Consider the following 14,839-nt stretch of genomic DNA (forward strand, 5'->3'; position numbering starts at 1 on the left):
GGGAAATCCCCCGAACGCAATTTGCCTATCGCGAAGCGTTATTCGCCCAGCAAACCTTCGCGCGACAACAAGGAATTGATCTCGCCATCAACACCTTCGAGATAGGAGCGGATTGCATCGTTGTCGCCGGCCAGATCCGGATTGGCAAAAGCCGCTTCCAGCGCTGACGCTGTCCGGGTCATGACTTCATCGATCGGGCCGATCGCTGGCGTGGAGAAGAATTCGTAGCTGTCGGGATAGCTGACAAAGGCTTCAAGCGCCGGAGTCTTGGCTAGAATATCGGAATAGTCGAGACCGGTCCGATTGGGCAGCCAGCCGACATTATCCAGAAGCCAAAGCAGATTTTCGGGCTTCTGGGTCGCCAGGGCGAATTTCCATGCCGCGTCGGCCTGCTCGCCTTCACCCGCAACATAAAGCTGTACGGGATTGACGATAGATCCGCGCGGCAGGGTGGTGGTTGCGTAGCTCAGTCCTGGCGCTTTGGCAGCTATGTCGCCGATAACCCAGGACTCACGGATGAACATGGCGGTTTGTTCGCGCTCGAACGCTTCGGCGTCAGCTGGCATTTCCACAGTGACGGTCTTGGTTGTGTAGAGATTGCCCAGATATTGTGCAAGCGCGGCGACGCCAGCGTCGGACGCTAGATTTGCCTTCCATTTGCCTTCACCTGCCGGTACGAGAATTTCGCCACCGTGCTGGAACATGTTGATCCAGAATTTTTCTGTGATGCCAGCACCGCCGCCCGAGAGACGCAGGCTCCAGCCAGAGACGGTTGGATTTCCGTTACCATCACGCTGGGTCAGCGCATCTGAATAGCTATCGAATTCGGCCATGGTCGTCGGCGGGCCGTCAAGTCCGGCGGCAGCAAGCATTTCGGTATTGTAATAGAGCGCACTCTGACCGCGGAACAGCGGCACACCATAGACCGTACCGTCGTAGCTGGCCGCATCAACAAAATAGGCACCAAAATTGGCAGGATCCTTGACGAAGGCAGTCACGTCCGCTGGTGGGGTGGCGAGCAGGCCGTTTTCGAGATATCGGGCGGCAATCGAAGTCGCCAGTTCCAGAACCTCGGCGGATTCGCCCGAGGTGATGCCGAGAGCAACGCGACGCTCATGCTCGCGCAGCGCAATAGCTTCCACGGTTACATCGATATCGGGATATTCGGCCTTCATGCCCTCGGCGACGTGTTCGTAGAATGGCGCCAACTCCGGATAGCCACTCCAAACGCGGATCGACTGGGCGTTGGCACCGGCAGTCGCGGCCAGCAGCCCGGCGCCGATAACCGACGTCAGCAGCGCGGCTCGTCCGGCTACGGAAAAGGCGAAAGGCGCAGTCCCTGCAATCAGTCTTTTCATAGTGAGTTCCCCTTGTTCTACGCACTTGAGCACGCAATCGAAGTGTTGCGTGCAACCGGTTGCATGTCAAGAGGACTGAACCAGCCATTTTTTCAATTATGATCTAAAATTCGGGCGCTGGCGCTCGATCAACCCCGGCGACGAGGGATATCGCGCTGTCTGCCAGACGCTCTGCGGCACCCGGGGCAAATGATCCTGGCATGCCAATGAAACGGTGCGCTTCCTCGACTTCGTAGCCGCCACTCGCGTATGCGGATCGTGGTGGAATATAGCCAGGCGTTCCCTCGGCATATGAGAGCACAAAGCCGGCCTCCCCAATGCCGCTTGAGCGCACGTACAACGCGGTTTCCGCAAAAATCTCGCCTGGGAGCGCGACGATGGGGAACCCACCCCAATCAAAACAGGCAACGCGACCGTGCCAACTGCCGGGGGAATTTTATCAAAACGTCCTGCCCAAGCGATCCAGTGTTCGAGGAGGATTTTTCGAGTGGGGTCGGCAGCGTCGAGCTCTTTTTGCCAGGCAGATTTGACGGACGCAAGATCCCCCTCGCGCCGCTCCAGGTCGAGTTCAACCCGCCGGTTTTGAGCATAAACGGTTGTGCCTGCGGGAAACTCGGGTGCCGCCATCGCGGCAGCAGCAATACGGTCCCCGAGACGTCGAGCATTTTCAAACGACCGGTTCACGCTGGCAGCAGTGCTCCAGGAGGCCTGGGCTGAATGCCCGATATTGGCGTCGCCAGTGCAACCATTGAGGTAAATAGCCAAAGCGCCAGGGTTGTCGGCCTCGATACGTTTGCGCACAAAATGCGGGAAGTCGGCTGTGATTTCGAGGTTATCAGCACCCAAAACCGTCGGATGGCACGCGTATGAAACAATGACAGCAACCAGCGCGCCCGCATCATCGCGCAGACGCAGCACCGGCAAGGCACGATCGACAACGCCAGCGGCATGTCGCCGATTGCGAGCCACGTCCGGATCAAGCCCCAGACCAAAACTCAACTTACCGGGACGCGCGCTGGCCGCTGCCCTATCGATGGCCAATACACATCCATCTTCCAGTTTCTGAAGAAAATCGGGATTGGCGTCCACGCCCAGGCGGTTGAGCATTGATACTGGAGCGCCATGCGTGTGGGTAGCGCAAACAATGACATTGTCTGCCGGCAAAGTGCAGCGTTCACGGATGCGTTGCGCCATATCTTCATGTAGGCCGATGACATCGGCGACAACGATGGCGGTGTCGTTGACCACGACGGCGCGGGCCGAAAGTCGATCATGAATGCCGGTTGAGGGAAGATTGCGAGCGGCAAAGCCCGCCAGGTGCAGACCTGGATCCGGCGTGATGTCCACCGTTGCAACGCCAAGACTAAGGTTCACCATACCCGCTCCCCTGCAAGATAGGTCTGGACAACATTGAGCTCGGTGGCGCCGGGATGCCACCCGAACAACATGAGATCGGCGCGGGCACCAATCTCCAAGGCGCCGATTCCATTAAGGAAACGACCCGGGTTGCGGGTGGCCATGGACAGGGCTTCGCTCAGCGGACGTCCCGTCACCGCCGCGGCCCGGGCCACGCACGCCGATAATGGCAGGGCGGCGCCGGCTAGATAGGGGTTCCCGGTGTGCCAAGCCGACCATCCGGCCAAAGCTGTACGCGTCCGCCGATGGGCTGGTCGTAAATGCCTGGCGGCAGGCCACCGGGCGCCGCAAGGTCAGACACCAACACAGAACGCGCCACTCCCTTGGCGCGCAGCATGGCGACTAAGGTATCTGCCGCGAGGTGATGACCGTCAGCAATAAAACTGGCGCACAGGCGGTCGTCGGCAAGTTGGGCCCAGATGAAATTGGGATGCCGGGGTAGATTGGCAGCAGCGCCATTGCCGAGGTGAGTTGAAAGGGTCGCGCCAGCCGCAGCGGCGGCGTGGATCTGGGCGGGTGAGGCGTCGGTGTGACCAATGGCTATGTTGATCGACTGCGTCACGGCTGCGGCAATGAAATCGGGGGCGTTTTCGTAATGGGGGGACAATGTGACCATGGTGATCAACCCCTCCGCCGCCGACTGCCAGCGCCCCAGTTCGACAAGGTCTGGCGGGCGCACTTCACTGGCCGGATGCGCACCACGGGGGCCATCATTGGGCGATATGAACGGTCCTTCGATGTGAATGCCGCCGATGGCCAGGCTGGAATGCCGATCTGCCTTGCGTGCGGCAACAATCGCCCGAATCGCCGATACAATCGAGTTTTCAGAAGCGGTTATCAGAGTGGGCTGATAGGTAGTAACGCCCATTTCGAGCAGCTTCCGGGTCAAGGCAATAACGCGCTCTGGCGTCAAGGTGTGATCATTCAGATCGAGACCAAAATAGCCGTTGACCTGCAGGTCAATCAAACCGGCCGATAGATAGTTGTCGCCGTCGTAGTTTGCCGCTGAAACCGCGGTAATCAGCCCCTCGGCCAACTCGATGGCAAGTCCCTCGCCCGTCGCCGGATCACGACCAACCACTCTGGTCACAGTTTGCGTACGCGGTCGTTGAAGCGCGCAATGAAGCGACTGTTGGCCTCGTCGCCACCCGGCGCATTCCCGCTGCGCCAGATCGGCGGCTCTATGCCGCGCTCAACCAGCTTGGCAACGGTGCGGATGACCAAAGTGTTGAGCGCAAAAGCATTGGCAAAGGTCGAAACCGCACCAATAGGCTCGCCCATGCCGGGGATAGAGACCAGCGCGTCCCCCACTGGAACTTTACAATCGATGGCAATATCGACCAAATCATGCAGGTTTTGCTTGGTCGGGTGGCGCGCAGGATGTTCGATGGCCGTATTGTCCGCGTGGCCGCGAGAGCTGACGCCGATCAGGAAGACCCCCGGCTCCTGGCCTCCAAAGCGGCGTCGATCAATGCTGCATTGATGCCGTAGGCATTTACGAGGATGAGCACATCGTTGGCACCAAGCCGCTGGTCGGCAATGACAATCCTGCCATAACCGGGCGTCCGCTCAATGGCCATGGAACGCAAGGCGCCGTTTGAAAGCAGGGTACCCTCATCGAGAATGGCGGAGATGTGCATGAGCCCGCCGGCCCGGAAAAAAATTTCCTGGGTGGCCAGGTTGGAGTGCCCCCGGACCAAATACATGAACCAGACGATCAGCGGCGATCTGATCGGCAAGCCGACTGGCAGCGCGATCCAGAGCGTCACGCTCCTCGGTCAGCACCGACCGCATCATGACCGTGACGTCGTCGAAATACTGCTGACAGAGTTGATCGGCATTTATGGAGGTGTCAACGGGCATGGGGATCGGAGTCCTTATCGAGATAGAGCGTGCAAGCGGCGTGTTGCCGTAGGATGGAGGCTGGGCATTGCGTGCTTATTGGCCCGTCCAGGGCGGCTTTGACGGCCGCGCGCTTGGTCTGGCCCGGCACCATGCAAAACAGCCGCGCTGCGGACATCAGGCAGGGTACCGTCAGCGTGATGGCGCGGGCCGGCACATCCTGGAAGCGATCAAAGCAATCATCGTCAACCTGCTGCTGGCGACAAACATTATCGAGATCAACCACCTTGACCATTTCTGGATCGTCAAAACGTGCAACTGGAGGATCGTTGAAGGCGATATGGCCATTTACGCCGATGCCGAGCTGAATGACGTCAATCGGTGCGGCGCCGAGAAGGTCCGCATATTCACGGGCCGTCGCAGCCGGATCGTTGACAGGCAGGATGCGGTGAACTTTTGCAAACGGAACCAGGTCAAAAACGTGGCGCCCCAACCAGTTTCCAAAACGCTGTGGTGCATTCTCGGCAAGCCCGACATATTCGTCCATGTGAAACGCCTCCACCCGCGTCCAGTCCACGCCTTCACAGCGCACCAGCGCGTCCAGAACATCGCTCTGGCTGGGGGCAGCGGCAAATACCATTCGGACAAGGTCCTGCTGGTCGAGTCTGGTTCGCAAATCAGCCGCTATTTCGGCAGCAGCAATAGCGCCCATCTCCCTGCGAGTCACAAAACTCTTGATGAGCAGGCTGTCGACCCTGCGCTCGCCGCCCTTGGGCGAGGTCATTGCATTTGTATTCATTCAAGTCGCTCCGACGCAATGGGTTCAGCGCCATTGAACATGGCTGACTGTCAGGTTTCGCAACTATGTTATGCAACCGGTTGCACGTCAAGGGTGACGTGAGGAAGGGTTGGTGATAGTCATCAATTGCGTAAAACGTGCCATGTCTCTGGCAATACATCACAGAGCCTTGCTAATACATAATCTCCCAACCGAGTCGACGAGCGCCATGGCCGACAAGAACACTGACCGGCCAGCACCAACCATGGCCGATGTTGCCAGGGCCGCCGATGTGTCCAAATCGACGGTGTCGCGAGCGTTCACCCAACCCAACATGCTCGGTGTCGAAACGGTCGATCGCATACTCGAAGTCGCCCGCCTCGTTGGCTACGTGCCAAACCACGCGGCGCGCGCGCTCAGTACCGGCAGGCACGGCAATGTGGCACTGGTGGTGCCGGACGTCGCAAATCCCTTTTTTCCGCCGCTGATCCGCGCCGCCCAAATGGAAGCGGACCGTTCCAATTTTTGCGTGTTCCTTGGCAATTCTGACGAAAGCTGGCGCCAGGAGGACAAATTGGTCGAACGATTTGTCAGTCAGGTGGAAGGATTGGCATTGGTCGCCTCCCGCCTGAGTGAAGAGCGCATTCGTCACCACGCAGCCAAACGGCCGCTGGTGCTGATCAATCGCGATATTCGCGGTATTCCCCGCGTGCTGATCGACAGCAGCATCGGCGTGAATGACGCCATGGCGCATTTGGCTGATCTTGGACACGAGCGCCTCGTTTACGTCAGCGGGCCCGCGTCTTCATGGGCAAACCAGCAACGCAGAGCAGCGGTGCGCAGCGGGGCCAAAGCCTATCACATGGAAGTTACGATCGTGGCGGCCAAGGTTCCCAGCTATGAGAGCGGCCGCGCCGTCGTACCCGACATACTGGCCAGCAATGCAACAGCTGTTCTGGCGTTTGATGATCTGACCGCGCAAGGCATCATGACCGGCATTGCCGACCGTGGTGTGTCTGTTCCGGGCCAGATTTCGATCGTGGGGTGTGACGACGTGCTCGGTGCGGCGACCTATCCATCGCTGACAACCGTTTCCAATCGGTCTGACGAGGCTGGGCGGGCCGGCATGTCGCTGCTCCTCGACATGCTCAATTCCCGCGCGGTCGGCGACGCTTGCCTGGTCCTCGACACCCATCTGGTCGTGCGCAATACGACTGCGCCAAAGCCCAATCGCGCTCCTCGCCGACCCGCTGGTGCCGATTAAGTCGTCGCCTATTGCCTCAATTTTCGCCCACAGGGTAGGCTAAAGCGGCAGGGCTTCGGTTTCGGCCAAGCCAGGCGGGTCGGTTACATTACCCGGTGCTGGCGGCGGAACTGCGATGGGGCCATGCCCGATTGTCGGCGGAACCATCGTGAAAAATAGTTGATATCGGAAAAGCCCAGCGTTTCGCTGATCCGGGAAATGCTCGATGGGGTACCAGTCAGCATGGATTGGGCCAAATCCAGCCGGTGATGCTGCCAATAGGTCTTTGGTGACTCCCCGAAGCTGGCGCGAAACCGGCGATTGAGCTGGCTGACGCTAAGGCCGGCCTCCCGGGCGATGGTTTTTGCGTCGAATGCCACGCTGGCTTGCTCCTGCAGGATTTGACGCGTTCTGCTCATGACAGGGCAGGCCGGTGGGGCCGCTGCGTCACGGCCATGCTGGGTGAGATAACCACCTACCAACCCGAGAACGCCCGCGGCGCCCATCGCACGCCGCCCTGGATCGGAGGTGGCCCAATCGGCGCGCCACTGCTCCAATCCTGCATGGATATCCGCCATACCCTTGGGCCTAAACCGGATTGGCAACAGGTTCTGCTCATGCAACGGGTTCATGCCCGCCTCAAACAATCGCGCATGGATGTTGATCATGCTCCAAGGCGTTTCGCTGGTTTTTTCCCAATGGCAATAGGCAAAGATAGGCACGGCCAGAACCACGTCCGGCGTCGTCTCATAGCGCTGACGACCCACATGCAGCACACCGTGGCCCACTATGGTGTGGATCAGATGCAGATCGCTGCTCCATTGGGGCGCATGGACAAATCGTTCACCCGCCAGGTGATGGCTGAGCGGAATCGAAACCAGCTGAAAACTCCAGCCATTTGGGGTCGCCATGTGCACCATGCGCGAAAAGTACAAATATTTGCATGAGCCGTCCATAGACTTTTTCCGACCACTCAGGCGAAAATCGTGCATCAAAACAAATGGTGCGAGGCAAGAAACATGATGCATGCAACGGCTAAAGACTGGACTGACCTGGGGACGCGTTGGGTCGGGCCCCGCAATTTCCGCATCGCACCTTCCATGATTGATTTCGATTTTACCTTTGCGCCGATCGATCAGATCATCGACGAAATGCGGCACGACGAGGAGGCTTCGATAAAGAGCGGCCTCAAGGCGACCAAACTTGAATTGGCAACGCAGTCCACGGCAAATTTCCAACAATTACCGATGGAGCAGGTGATGGAGCGGCCCTTTGCGTTGGCGCACTTCAACCTTGCCCGCTTCGACGCGCCCGGCAAATTCCTGCATGGGTTCGGCGACCGCGTACTGCAGCGCTGGCAAGATACGCTGGCTGCGCAGGGGTTTACCTGGGAGCGCTGTTACCCAATCATTTTCATCAGCGGCAAGGGCAGCGCCACCAACTACCACATGGACTTTTCTCATGTGCTGGCATGGCAGGTATTCGGCACCAAACGCTTTTGCGGGCTGGTCGATCCCGACCACTGGGCGGACAGCTCGGTACGCAACACCTATATACCGGGGGAGTTGGCAAAGCCGACCGACGTGCGCGAGGAAGATAGCCTTTGCTACGATATGCGGCCGGGCGACAAACTGTGGAATGTGCTGCTCACGCCCCATTGGGTGGAGGCTGGTGACGAGCCAGCCATGAGTATTAACATCTCGCATGGAGCGCTGCGTCTCAATGGACAGCTTTCGCCCAACGAGTCCGAGTTGGAAGCGCTTCGCGCCGCCAAGCCAGGTCAGGGGCCAACCAGATTGGTCAAGAGCTATCGATGAAGGTGAAGCAAATTTCGAACTATCGAAATTATCGTGCAGGGACAAGCGTGGAAAACAGCTAGGGTTGGCGCACCCGACGACGTCTGTGGGGCATCGCTGCCAACTGGATTCTCAGGCACCGACGACCAAATCGACCCAATCGAGGAGGTTCGCATTCCGTATTCGACAGATTGGGGTGATTGCAAGAGCGCAAAAATGGACTAATTCTGGCTGTCGCCGGGCTGCCAGAATCCCTCCATGTCGACAACGGCGCAGATTTTCATAGCCGCACCTTTGAGCGGGGCACCCACGATTCAGGCATACTGACGTCCGCCCGGCGAGCCGCATTCTGGTGGTCATATCGAGTGTCTGATCAGGACTCAGACGGTGGATCACGGTTGAACCCCAAGTCATCGTGGACATGAGTTTTACATCAGCACCAGCGACCGTCACTTGCAGTCAGGAATGTGCTAAAATCAGGGTAACGGTGTCGTCGTCCGTCGCCACCAATTGGAGGGATGACGGCTGGTAAAAGCCTTTTTTTGGACAGGCCGACGCACCAGGGCCGAGCCGTTGCTGGTTCGGTAGAATCGACCTTAACGGCTCGGACACGCCGCCTCTCCAATACGCAGTCCGGTTTGGCGCAAAGGCAGACATCTGGGCTCCAAGCAACCTCTCAGAAATCAGGCAGAAATGGAAAATCCACTTTTTACTGAATCGCCAGGGTCGCCTCAGTTCCTGAAACTCAGCTAATACCACTCGGGACTACAATACCAGTTCTACTCTAGTAAGAAACTTGTATAAACCTATTCGAACTGAAACGGTTGGGAGGTCCACGTGGGATTCGACAAAATTCTAGATAGGCTTAAAGAGCGCATTGACCAGGTGGATCTGGCCTTACCCCTGCATCGCCGGCTGCGTAACGCCATGGAGAATGCCATATCAAATAATGAACTGACGAGGGGCGCCGTCCTGCCTGGTGAGCGGCAAATATCTGAAGCTCTGGGACTATCGCGCGTAACGGTAAGAAAGACCATTTCGACGATGGTTGACGATGGGTTGCTACGTGTCCGCCATGGCGCCAGGACGGAAGTCAGTTCTCCAGTTGAAAAGTCGCTTTCTAACCTGACTAGTTTTTCGGAAGACATGACCTCACGCGGAATTATGCCCGGATGTATATGGTTGGAAAAGAAGATTTCGCGTCCATCGCCTACGGAAATGATGGCGCTCGGTGTTCCCGCAACAACAGATGTGATCCGTTGCAAGCGCATACGTACTGGCGATGGAGCGCCCATTGCGGTTGAAACCGCTTGTGTTCCTGCACGCTTTTTGCCTAACCCCGATTTGATCGAAAATTCGTTATATGAAGCCCTTGAACGTCGCAATGCACTGCCACAACGCGCTCTGCAGCGAATGCGTTCGCGACCTGCGACAGCGGCAGACGCAGCACTTCTTAATTGCAGCGCTGGCACGCCACTGTTGATTGTTGATCGCCGGTGCTTTCTGGCCGATGGGCAAATTGTTGAGTTCACAGAAACGCGGTACAGCGGCGAAGCCTATGACTTTGTCATCGAATTGAATCGATAATACCAGCTATTTAACTGGTTGCTTTCTGGTATGGCTGGCATAACCTCTAGGCCGACAGAGGTGCCCAATTGCTGCTTGATAGTCTCAAACATCGTCTGATCGTTTCCTGCCAACCGGTAACGAGTGGTCCTATGGACAATGCGGAGGCCGTTGTAGGGTTTGCGCTGGCGGCCGAGGTCGGTGGCGCATCGGCATTGCGAATTGAATCAATTGCGTATCTCAAAGCAGTTCGCCCGCGCACCAAATTACCAATCGTGGGCATAGTAAAACGCGACCTTGACGATAGCCCTATTCGCATTACCCCCTACATTGACGATGCCGTTGGCCTTTGCGAGGCGGGGGCCGATATTGTGGCGTTTGATGCCACCGACCGGGTTCGTCCCGCAACAATCAGCGCACTGATCGTGGCAATCCACGGGCGTGGGAAGCTGGCCATGGCCGATTGCTCCTCGCTTGACGACGCCAAGGCGGCGCTGGCGGCAGGCGTTGACTGCATCGGCTCAACCCTTTCAGGATATGTAGGCGGAACGGTTCCGGACGGTCCGGATTTTGAGTTGATTGAGGCGATGCAGGCACTAACGCCCTATGTGATTGCGGAAGGCCGGATCAAATTTTTGGACGACGCAACCCAGGCGTTGCGGCGCGGCGCGCATGCGGTTGTTGTCGGTTCTGCCATAACGCGCACCGAGCATGTAACCGAATGGTTTGAGCACGAAGTCGCGCGGACCGCGCGGGCGCTCAAAAGCCCCGTTTTGGCCATTGATATTGGCGGCACGAAAATTTTGGCGACATTGATCACCAATGGCCGTGCTGGCGCCGAAATGCAGATCGCGACAGATCGCAAGGTCGGCCCGGATCATTGGATTGCCGAGGTTGCCGAAGCGGTTAAATCCTGGGGCGGGCAGTATGGCTCGGTTGGTTGCGCTGTCACCGGCCTGATTGACGACGGAGTTTGGTCGCCACTGAACAAATCGACGCTCAATATTCCCGAACGGTTTCCGCTTGTTGCGCGGCTCGCTTCAACATTTGGCGTCCCGGCATTCGCGGCCAATGACGCGCAATCGGCGGCGTGGGGCGAGTTCAGACATGGTGCGGGCGCTGGCCAAGACATGGTTTTTTTGACTATTTCGACGGGCATTGGCGGTGGCATTGTGGTCAATGGGCGTTTGCTGGGCGGTTTGGCCGGGCATTACGGCATTTTGCGATCGCCCTCGACAAACAAAAGCTTGCCAATTGAAGACGAGGTCTCGGGGCGCTGGATTGCCGCCGAGGCGGAGCGGGCCGGACATCGGGGCGACGCGGCCACGGTTTTCGTCGCCGCGCGCGCCGGAGAAGCTTGGGCAGACGCAATTATTGCCAATTCGGCCAGCACGGTCGCCCTGCTCTGCCAAGATATTCAACTCACTCTTGACCCGCAGCGGATCGTTGTTGGCGGCGGCATTGGCTTGGCCGACGGTTATCTGGACCGGGTCCGTGCCGCCCTGCCCGACTTAGGGCCGCGCTGCAAACCCCAAATCGTGTCGGCCCGCTGTGGCCGGCACGCAGGCGCCATTGGCGTTGCTGAACTTGCTGCCACAGCACTTTGACGTAAGGAAGGGAACAAATGTCAAATACTGCAAAATTCAAACTCTCAACGCTGGCGGTGCTCGCTGCCGCTCTCATGTCTTCAGTAACCGCCGCACAAGCAGCGGTCACCGTGCTGGGTTGGCCTGGCGGATCAGAAGAAACCGCGCTGCGCGCGGTTGTGGACGACTATAATGGCCAAGCCAACGTTGCCGACGCCGACAAAGTCGAACTCCTGTTTTTCTCGCGCGACGGCTTTTACGACAAATTGCAGGCCGATATGGCCGCAGGCTCCGATGCGTTCGATCTCAACTTGCTCGCCACTTATGCCATTGGCCGTTATGCGCCATATATGGAACCTGTGGATCTTGGCCCCGACGCTGTGACCACATTTGGCGACTCTGTGCTCAAGACAATGCAATTTGATGGCAAGCAATATGGTGTGCCGACCGATTTGTCGCTGCACTTCATGTACTATCGCAAAGACCTAGTTGCGGCGCTGATGGCCGACGATGCGGCAAAAGCCAAATATGCGGAAATTAGCGAAAAATATCTTGGCAAAAAACTTGAACCCAAAGACCCCAATGATTGGACATGGGACGATTGGGCCGCCACAGCGCTCTATTTTTCCAAGGACGTGAACGCTGAAAGCCCTGTGCGCTATGGCACCGTGCTGCAAATGAAGAATCTTTTGTTCAACATGATGGTGTTCCAATCTTTGCCGCGCTCTTATGGCGGGGACTGGATGGATGCGTCTGGCGCGATTACCGTTGATTCCGACGCCTATCGCACCGGACTTGAGATGTACAAAATGCTCTATGACGCGGGCGCTTCGCCTCGGGATTCATTGAGCTATGAGTATGCTGAAACCAACGCCGCGTTTGGTTCTGGACAGACAGCGACCGCCCTACAGTGGAATGCGGCGGCGGGCGAGCTAACCGATCCCGAGAAGTCCCCGGCGGTTGCGGATAACGTTGGCATTGTTGCCCCACCGGCTGGTCCCGACGGTCGCGCAGACCATATTCACGGCCTTGGCCTTGGCCTGAACAAAAACGCCAAGAACAAGGAAGGCGCAATCAAGTTCCTGAAATGGATGGCCACCGAAAGTGCGGCTCTCGACTATGCCAAAAATGGTGGTTCACCGGCGCTCGCACCTGCTGTGGTCGCTAAAATTGCTGCTGAGCGGCCTGACCTCGTCCAATTGGGTCAATTTGCCGATGCCTATGGCTATGTCATGACCGGCGGAACGTCGGCCAAGGCGTTGTCGGTCTATGAATTGCAGGCCAAGGAATTCACCGGATATTGGTCCGGCCAGCAGACCCTGGACGAGGCCCTGGCTAGAACCAAGGCTGGCATGGAAGAGTTGTTGAAGTAAGTTTTTACAATGAGACGGGCGGTCCCGTGATCGCCCGTTTTCGGGATTTTCTGAGGCTTCAAAAGCCATTAGCAAATGGGCCGAACGGGCCGCCATGCCTTTATGCGCCAGTGCCTTGCCCCCCGCCCCTTCTGACGCTTGCGGGCGCGCCTATTTTGTTACGGACACAGCAATGAACTCGATAAAAAACCTCGACTGGAAGTTGTTGAACACCCCGTTGGTGGTGTTCCTGCTTTTGTTCCTTGGTTTTCCAGTGATCGTTAATCTGTACTATTCGCTCTCCGAAGTCAGTTTTCAAACGCTACGCGCGCCCGAATTGACCGGATTTGGCAATTACCTAACGGTTCTGACGGACCCCGCATTCTGGCAGGCCAGTTGGTTCTCGTTGCGGTTTGGCGTCGTCACCGCTGTGGCGGAATGTGCATTGGGGCTGTGCCTCGCCATATTTCTGGCACCGCTCATTGAAAAGCATTCGGCGCTAATGGCGCCCCTGATGTTACCGCTCATGGTGGCACCGGCCATGGTGGGGCTTATGTATCGCCTGGTGCTGCATGAATTTGTCGGGCCGGTGCCGTATTATCTTTATGAGTGGTTTGGCAATAGTCCGTCGTTTTTGAACGCCGAAAGTGCGTTTTGGACGCTTTCAGTTGTCGAAACGCTGCAATGGACGCCGTTTGCGTTTTTATTGTTTTATATGGCCTATGAGGCCATTCCTGATGAGGTGCGGCAAGCGGCACAAATTGATGGAGCGGGACCCTTTCAACGATTGTTTTACATCGATTTGCCGCTGATGGCCCCAACGCTGATTATCGCGGCTTTCATTCGGTTTATTGATGGGTTCAGGGTGTTTGACAATGTTTATACCCTAACGGGATCTGGCCCCGGCGGTTCGACGACATCGCTGCCAATTTATATCTATGAGGCTTTTTTCAAACAGGGCGCAATTGGCAAAGCAGTTGCCGCCTCCGTCGTGTTGTTTCTCGCATCATTTTCTGTGTTGTTCGGACTTAATTGGTTGTCTGGTCGCCGCAAAGGAGCCACCAAATGATCAATTTTCTCCGGTGGATCGTTTTTGGGATTGCCGCCCTTGCGCTTAACTTTCCGGTCATTGTGACGTTAATCACCTCATTTAAGAGCGCCAAGGAACTCTCAACCAATCCCGGATTCTGGATTAATCAGCCGACGCTCGACAACTATGTCAGTGTGCTTCAGGTCACCGACCGGTTGAATATTTTTGGCTATTTGGGCAATTCCCTGGTCGCGGCCCTAATCGGGACGACACTGGCGCTCGTATTGGCGGTACCTGCCGCCTTTGCCATTGCCAGAGGCGAGATTGGCAAGCGCCTGCTGCTGCCGACCATTGTCAACCTTCGGGCGGTGCCACTCATCATTTTTGCGATTCCGCTTTACATGATGTTTCAATGGCTCGGCCTGCTCGATACCCAGATCGGCCTTGGCTTGATTTTGACAATTGTGAACCTGCCTCTGGCGCTGGTCATCTTGGTCAATGCCATTTCGGAATTGCCAATTGAGCTTGACGAGGCCGCTAGAATTGATGGTGCAAATACCTTTCAAATATTGTCGCGGGTGATTGCGCCAGTGTGTCGGCCCGCAATTGTAACCAGCTTCATTTTTGGTTTTATCACCGCGTGGAACGAGTTTTTGTTCGGGTTAATGTTGACCACCAGTAAGGCTGTACCGATGACGGTGGGGGCGTCGTTTTTCTTTGCCGCCTCCGGTGGGGGCGTGCAGTGGGGGTTGGCGTCGGCGGTGATGATCGTTGGGGCGCTACCGCCAATGCTGCTCGGGCTGATTATGTACAAGCAAATTTCGGGTTCAATGACAGCAGGTGCGGTTAAGGGCTGATAAATAAAGCGGGCA

16 protein-coding genes are annotated in these 14,839 nt (G+C 57.2%); 7 read left to right on the forward strand and 9 right to left on the reverse strand.

What is annotated here, in order from left to right:
• Positions 1 to 38: 38 nt before the first annotated feature.
• The 8 genes from PSQ90_RS07405 to PSQ90_RS07440 all read right to left on the reverse strand — a co-directional run bounded on the left by PSQ90_RS07405 (position 39) and on the right by PSQ90_RS07440 (position 5,415).
• On the reverse strand, positions 39 to 1,358 hold the full coding sequence (locus PSQ90_RS07405) for an ABC transporter substrate-binding protein (RefSeq protein WP_282212755.1): 1,320 nt from the start codon (positions 1,356 to 1,358) through the stop codon (positions 39 to 41).
• Positions 1,359 to 1,454: 96 nt separating this feature from the next.
• Positions 1,455 to 2,735 (reverse strand): neutral/alkaline non-lysosomal ceramidase N-terminal domain-containing protein, encoded by a 1,281-nt coding sequence (locus PSQ90_RS07410; RefSeq protein WP_282212756.1) that lies wholly within the window; start codon positions 2,733 to 2,735, stop codon positions 1,455 to 1,457.
• Positions 2,729 to 2,878, reverse strand: coding sequence for a hypothetical protein (locus PSQ90_RS07415; protein ID WP_282212757.1), 150 nt, complete (start codon positions 2,876 to 2,878; stop codon positions 2,729 to 2,731). The genes PSQ90_RS07410 and PSQ90_RS07415 overlap by 7 nt, the downstream gene beginning before the upstream one ends.
• A gap of 80 nt (positions 2,879 to 2,958) precedes the next feature.
• The gene (locus PSQ90_RS07420; RefSeq protein WP_282212758.1) at positions 2,959 to 3,864 is read right to left on the reverse strand and encodes an N-acetylglucosamine-6-phosphate deacetylase; all 906 of its coding nucleotides are present in this window, start codon (positions 3,862 to 3,864) and stop codon (positions 2,959 to 2,961) included.
• Positions 3,861 to 4,085, reverse strand: a complete 225-nt coding sequence (locus tag PSQ90_RS07425; protein ID WP_282212759.1) for a phosphoheptose isomerase family protein — start codon at positions 4,083 to 4,085, stop codon at positions 3,861 to 3,863. The genes PSQ90_RS07420 and PSQ90_RS07425 overlap by 4 nt, the downstream gene beginning before the upstream one ends.
• 116 nt (positions 4,086 to 4,201) lie before the next feature.
• Entirely contained in the window at positions 4,202 to 4,480 is a 279-nt protein-coding gene (locus PSQ90_RS07430) for an SIS domain-containing protein (RefSeq protein ID WP_328517533.1), read from the reverse strand.
• On the reverse strand, positions 4,389 to 4,637 hold the full coding sequence (locus PSQ90_RS07435) for an SIS domain-containing protein (RefSeq protein ID WP_328517534.1): 249 nt from the start codon (positions 4,635 to 4,637) through the stop codon (positions 4,389 to 4,391). The genes PSQ90_RS07430 and PSQ90_RS07435 overlap by 92 nt, the downstream gene beginning before the upstream one ends.
• Positions 4,627 to 5,415 carry a 6-phosphogluconolactonase gene (locus PSQ90_RS07440; protein WP_282212761.1) on the reverse strand — a complete coding sequence of 263 codons (789 nt, stop codon included), beginning with the start codon at positions 5,413 to 5,415 and terminating at the stop codon, positions 4,627 to 4,629. The genes PSQ90_RS07435 and PSQ90_RS07440 overlap by 11 nt, the downstream gene beginning before the upstream one ends.
• 208 nt (positions 5,416 to 5,623) lie before the next feature.
• Between PSQ90_RS07440 and PSQ90_RS07445 the strand changes: the two genes are divergently transcribed.
• Entirely contained in the window at positions 5,624 to 6,658 is a 1,035-nt protein-coding gene (locus PSQ90_RS07445) for a LacI family DNA-binding transcriptional regulator (RefSeq protein ID WP_282212762.1), read from the forward strand.
• Between the two features lie 83 nt (positions 6,659 to 6,741).
• Here the strand turns inward: PSQ90_RS07445 and PSQ90_RS07450 are convergent, their stop codons facing one another.
• On the reverse strand, positions 6,742 to 7,593 hold the full coding sequence (locus PSQ90_RS07450) for a helix-turn-helix domain-containing protein (protein WP_282212763.1): 852 nt from the start codon (positions 7,591 to 7,593) through the stop codon (positions 6,742 to 6,744).
• Positions 7,594 to 7,656: 63 nt separating this feature from the next.
• Between PSQ90_RS07450 and PSQ90_RS07455 the strand changes: the two genes are divergently transcribed.
• The 6 genes from PSQ90_RS07455 (at position 7,657) to PSQ90_RS07480 (ending at position 14,824) form a co-directional block, all read left to right on the forward strand.
• On the forward strand, positions 7,657 to 8,454 hold the full coding sequence (locus tag PSQ90_RS07455) for a hypothetical protein (protein ID WP_282212764.1): 798 nt from the start codon (positions 7,657 to 7,659) through the stop codon (positions 8,452 to 8,454).
• 816 nt (positions 8,455 to 9,270) lie between these two features.
• A complete protein-coding gene (locus PSQ90_RS07460) occupies positions 9,271 to 10,020 on the forward strand; it encodes a GntR family transcriptional regulator (protein ID WP_282212765.1) in 750 nt (249 codons plus the stop codon).
• Positions 10,021 to 10,088: 68 nt separating this feature from the next.
• Entirely contained in the window at positions 10,089 to 11,606 is a 1,518-nt protein-coding gene (locus PSQ90_RS07465) for a putative N-acetylmannosamine-6-phosphate 2-epimerase (RefSeq protein WP_282212766.1), read from the forward strand.
• A 17-nt stretch (positions 11,607 to 11,623) separates the two neighbouring features.
• Positions 11,624 to 12,958: an extracellular solute-binding protein gene (locus PSQ90_RS07470; RefSeq protein WP_282212767.1), complete on the forward strand. Its 1,335-nt coding sequence runs from the start codon at positions 11,624 to 11,626 to the stop codon at positions 12,956 to 12,958.
• A 172-nt stretch (positions 12,959 to 13,130) separates the two neighbouring features.
• Positions 13,131 to 14,006, forward strand: coding sequence for a carbohydrate ABC transporter permease (locus PSQ90_RS07475; protein ID WP_282212768.1), 876 nt, complete (start codon positions 13,131 to 13,133; stop codon positions 14,004 to 14,006).
• A complete protein-coding gene (locus PSQ90_RS07480; protein ID WP_282212769.1) occupies positions 14,003 to 14,824 on the forward strand; it encodes a carbohydrate ABC transporter permease in 822 nt (273 codons plus the stop codon). Before PSQ90_RS07475 ends, PSQ90_RS07480 begins: the two co-directional genes overlap by 4 nt.
• Positions 14,825 to 14,839: the final 15 nt, after the last annotated feature.

It is taken from the genome of Devosia rhodophyticola, assembly GCF_028816475.1.
Lineage (GTDB): Bacteria > Pseudomonadota > Alphaproteobacteria > Rhizobiales > Devosiaceae > Devosia > Devosia rhodophyticola.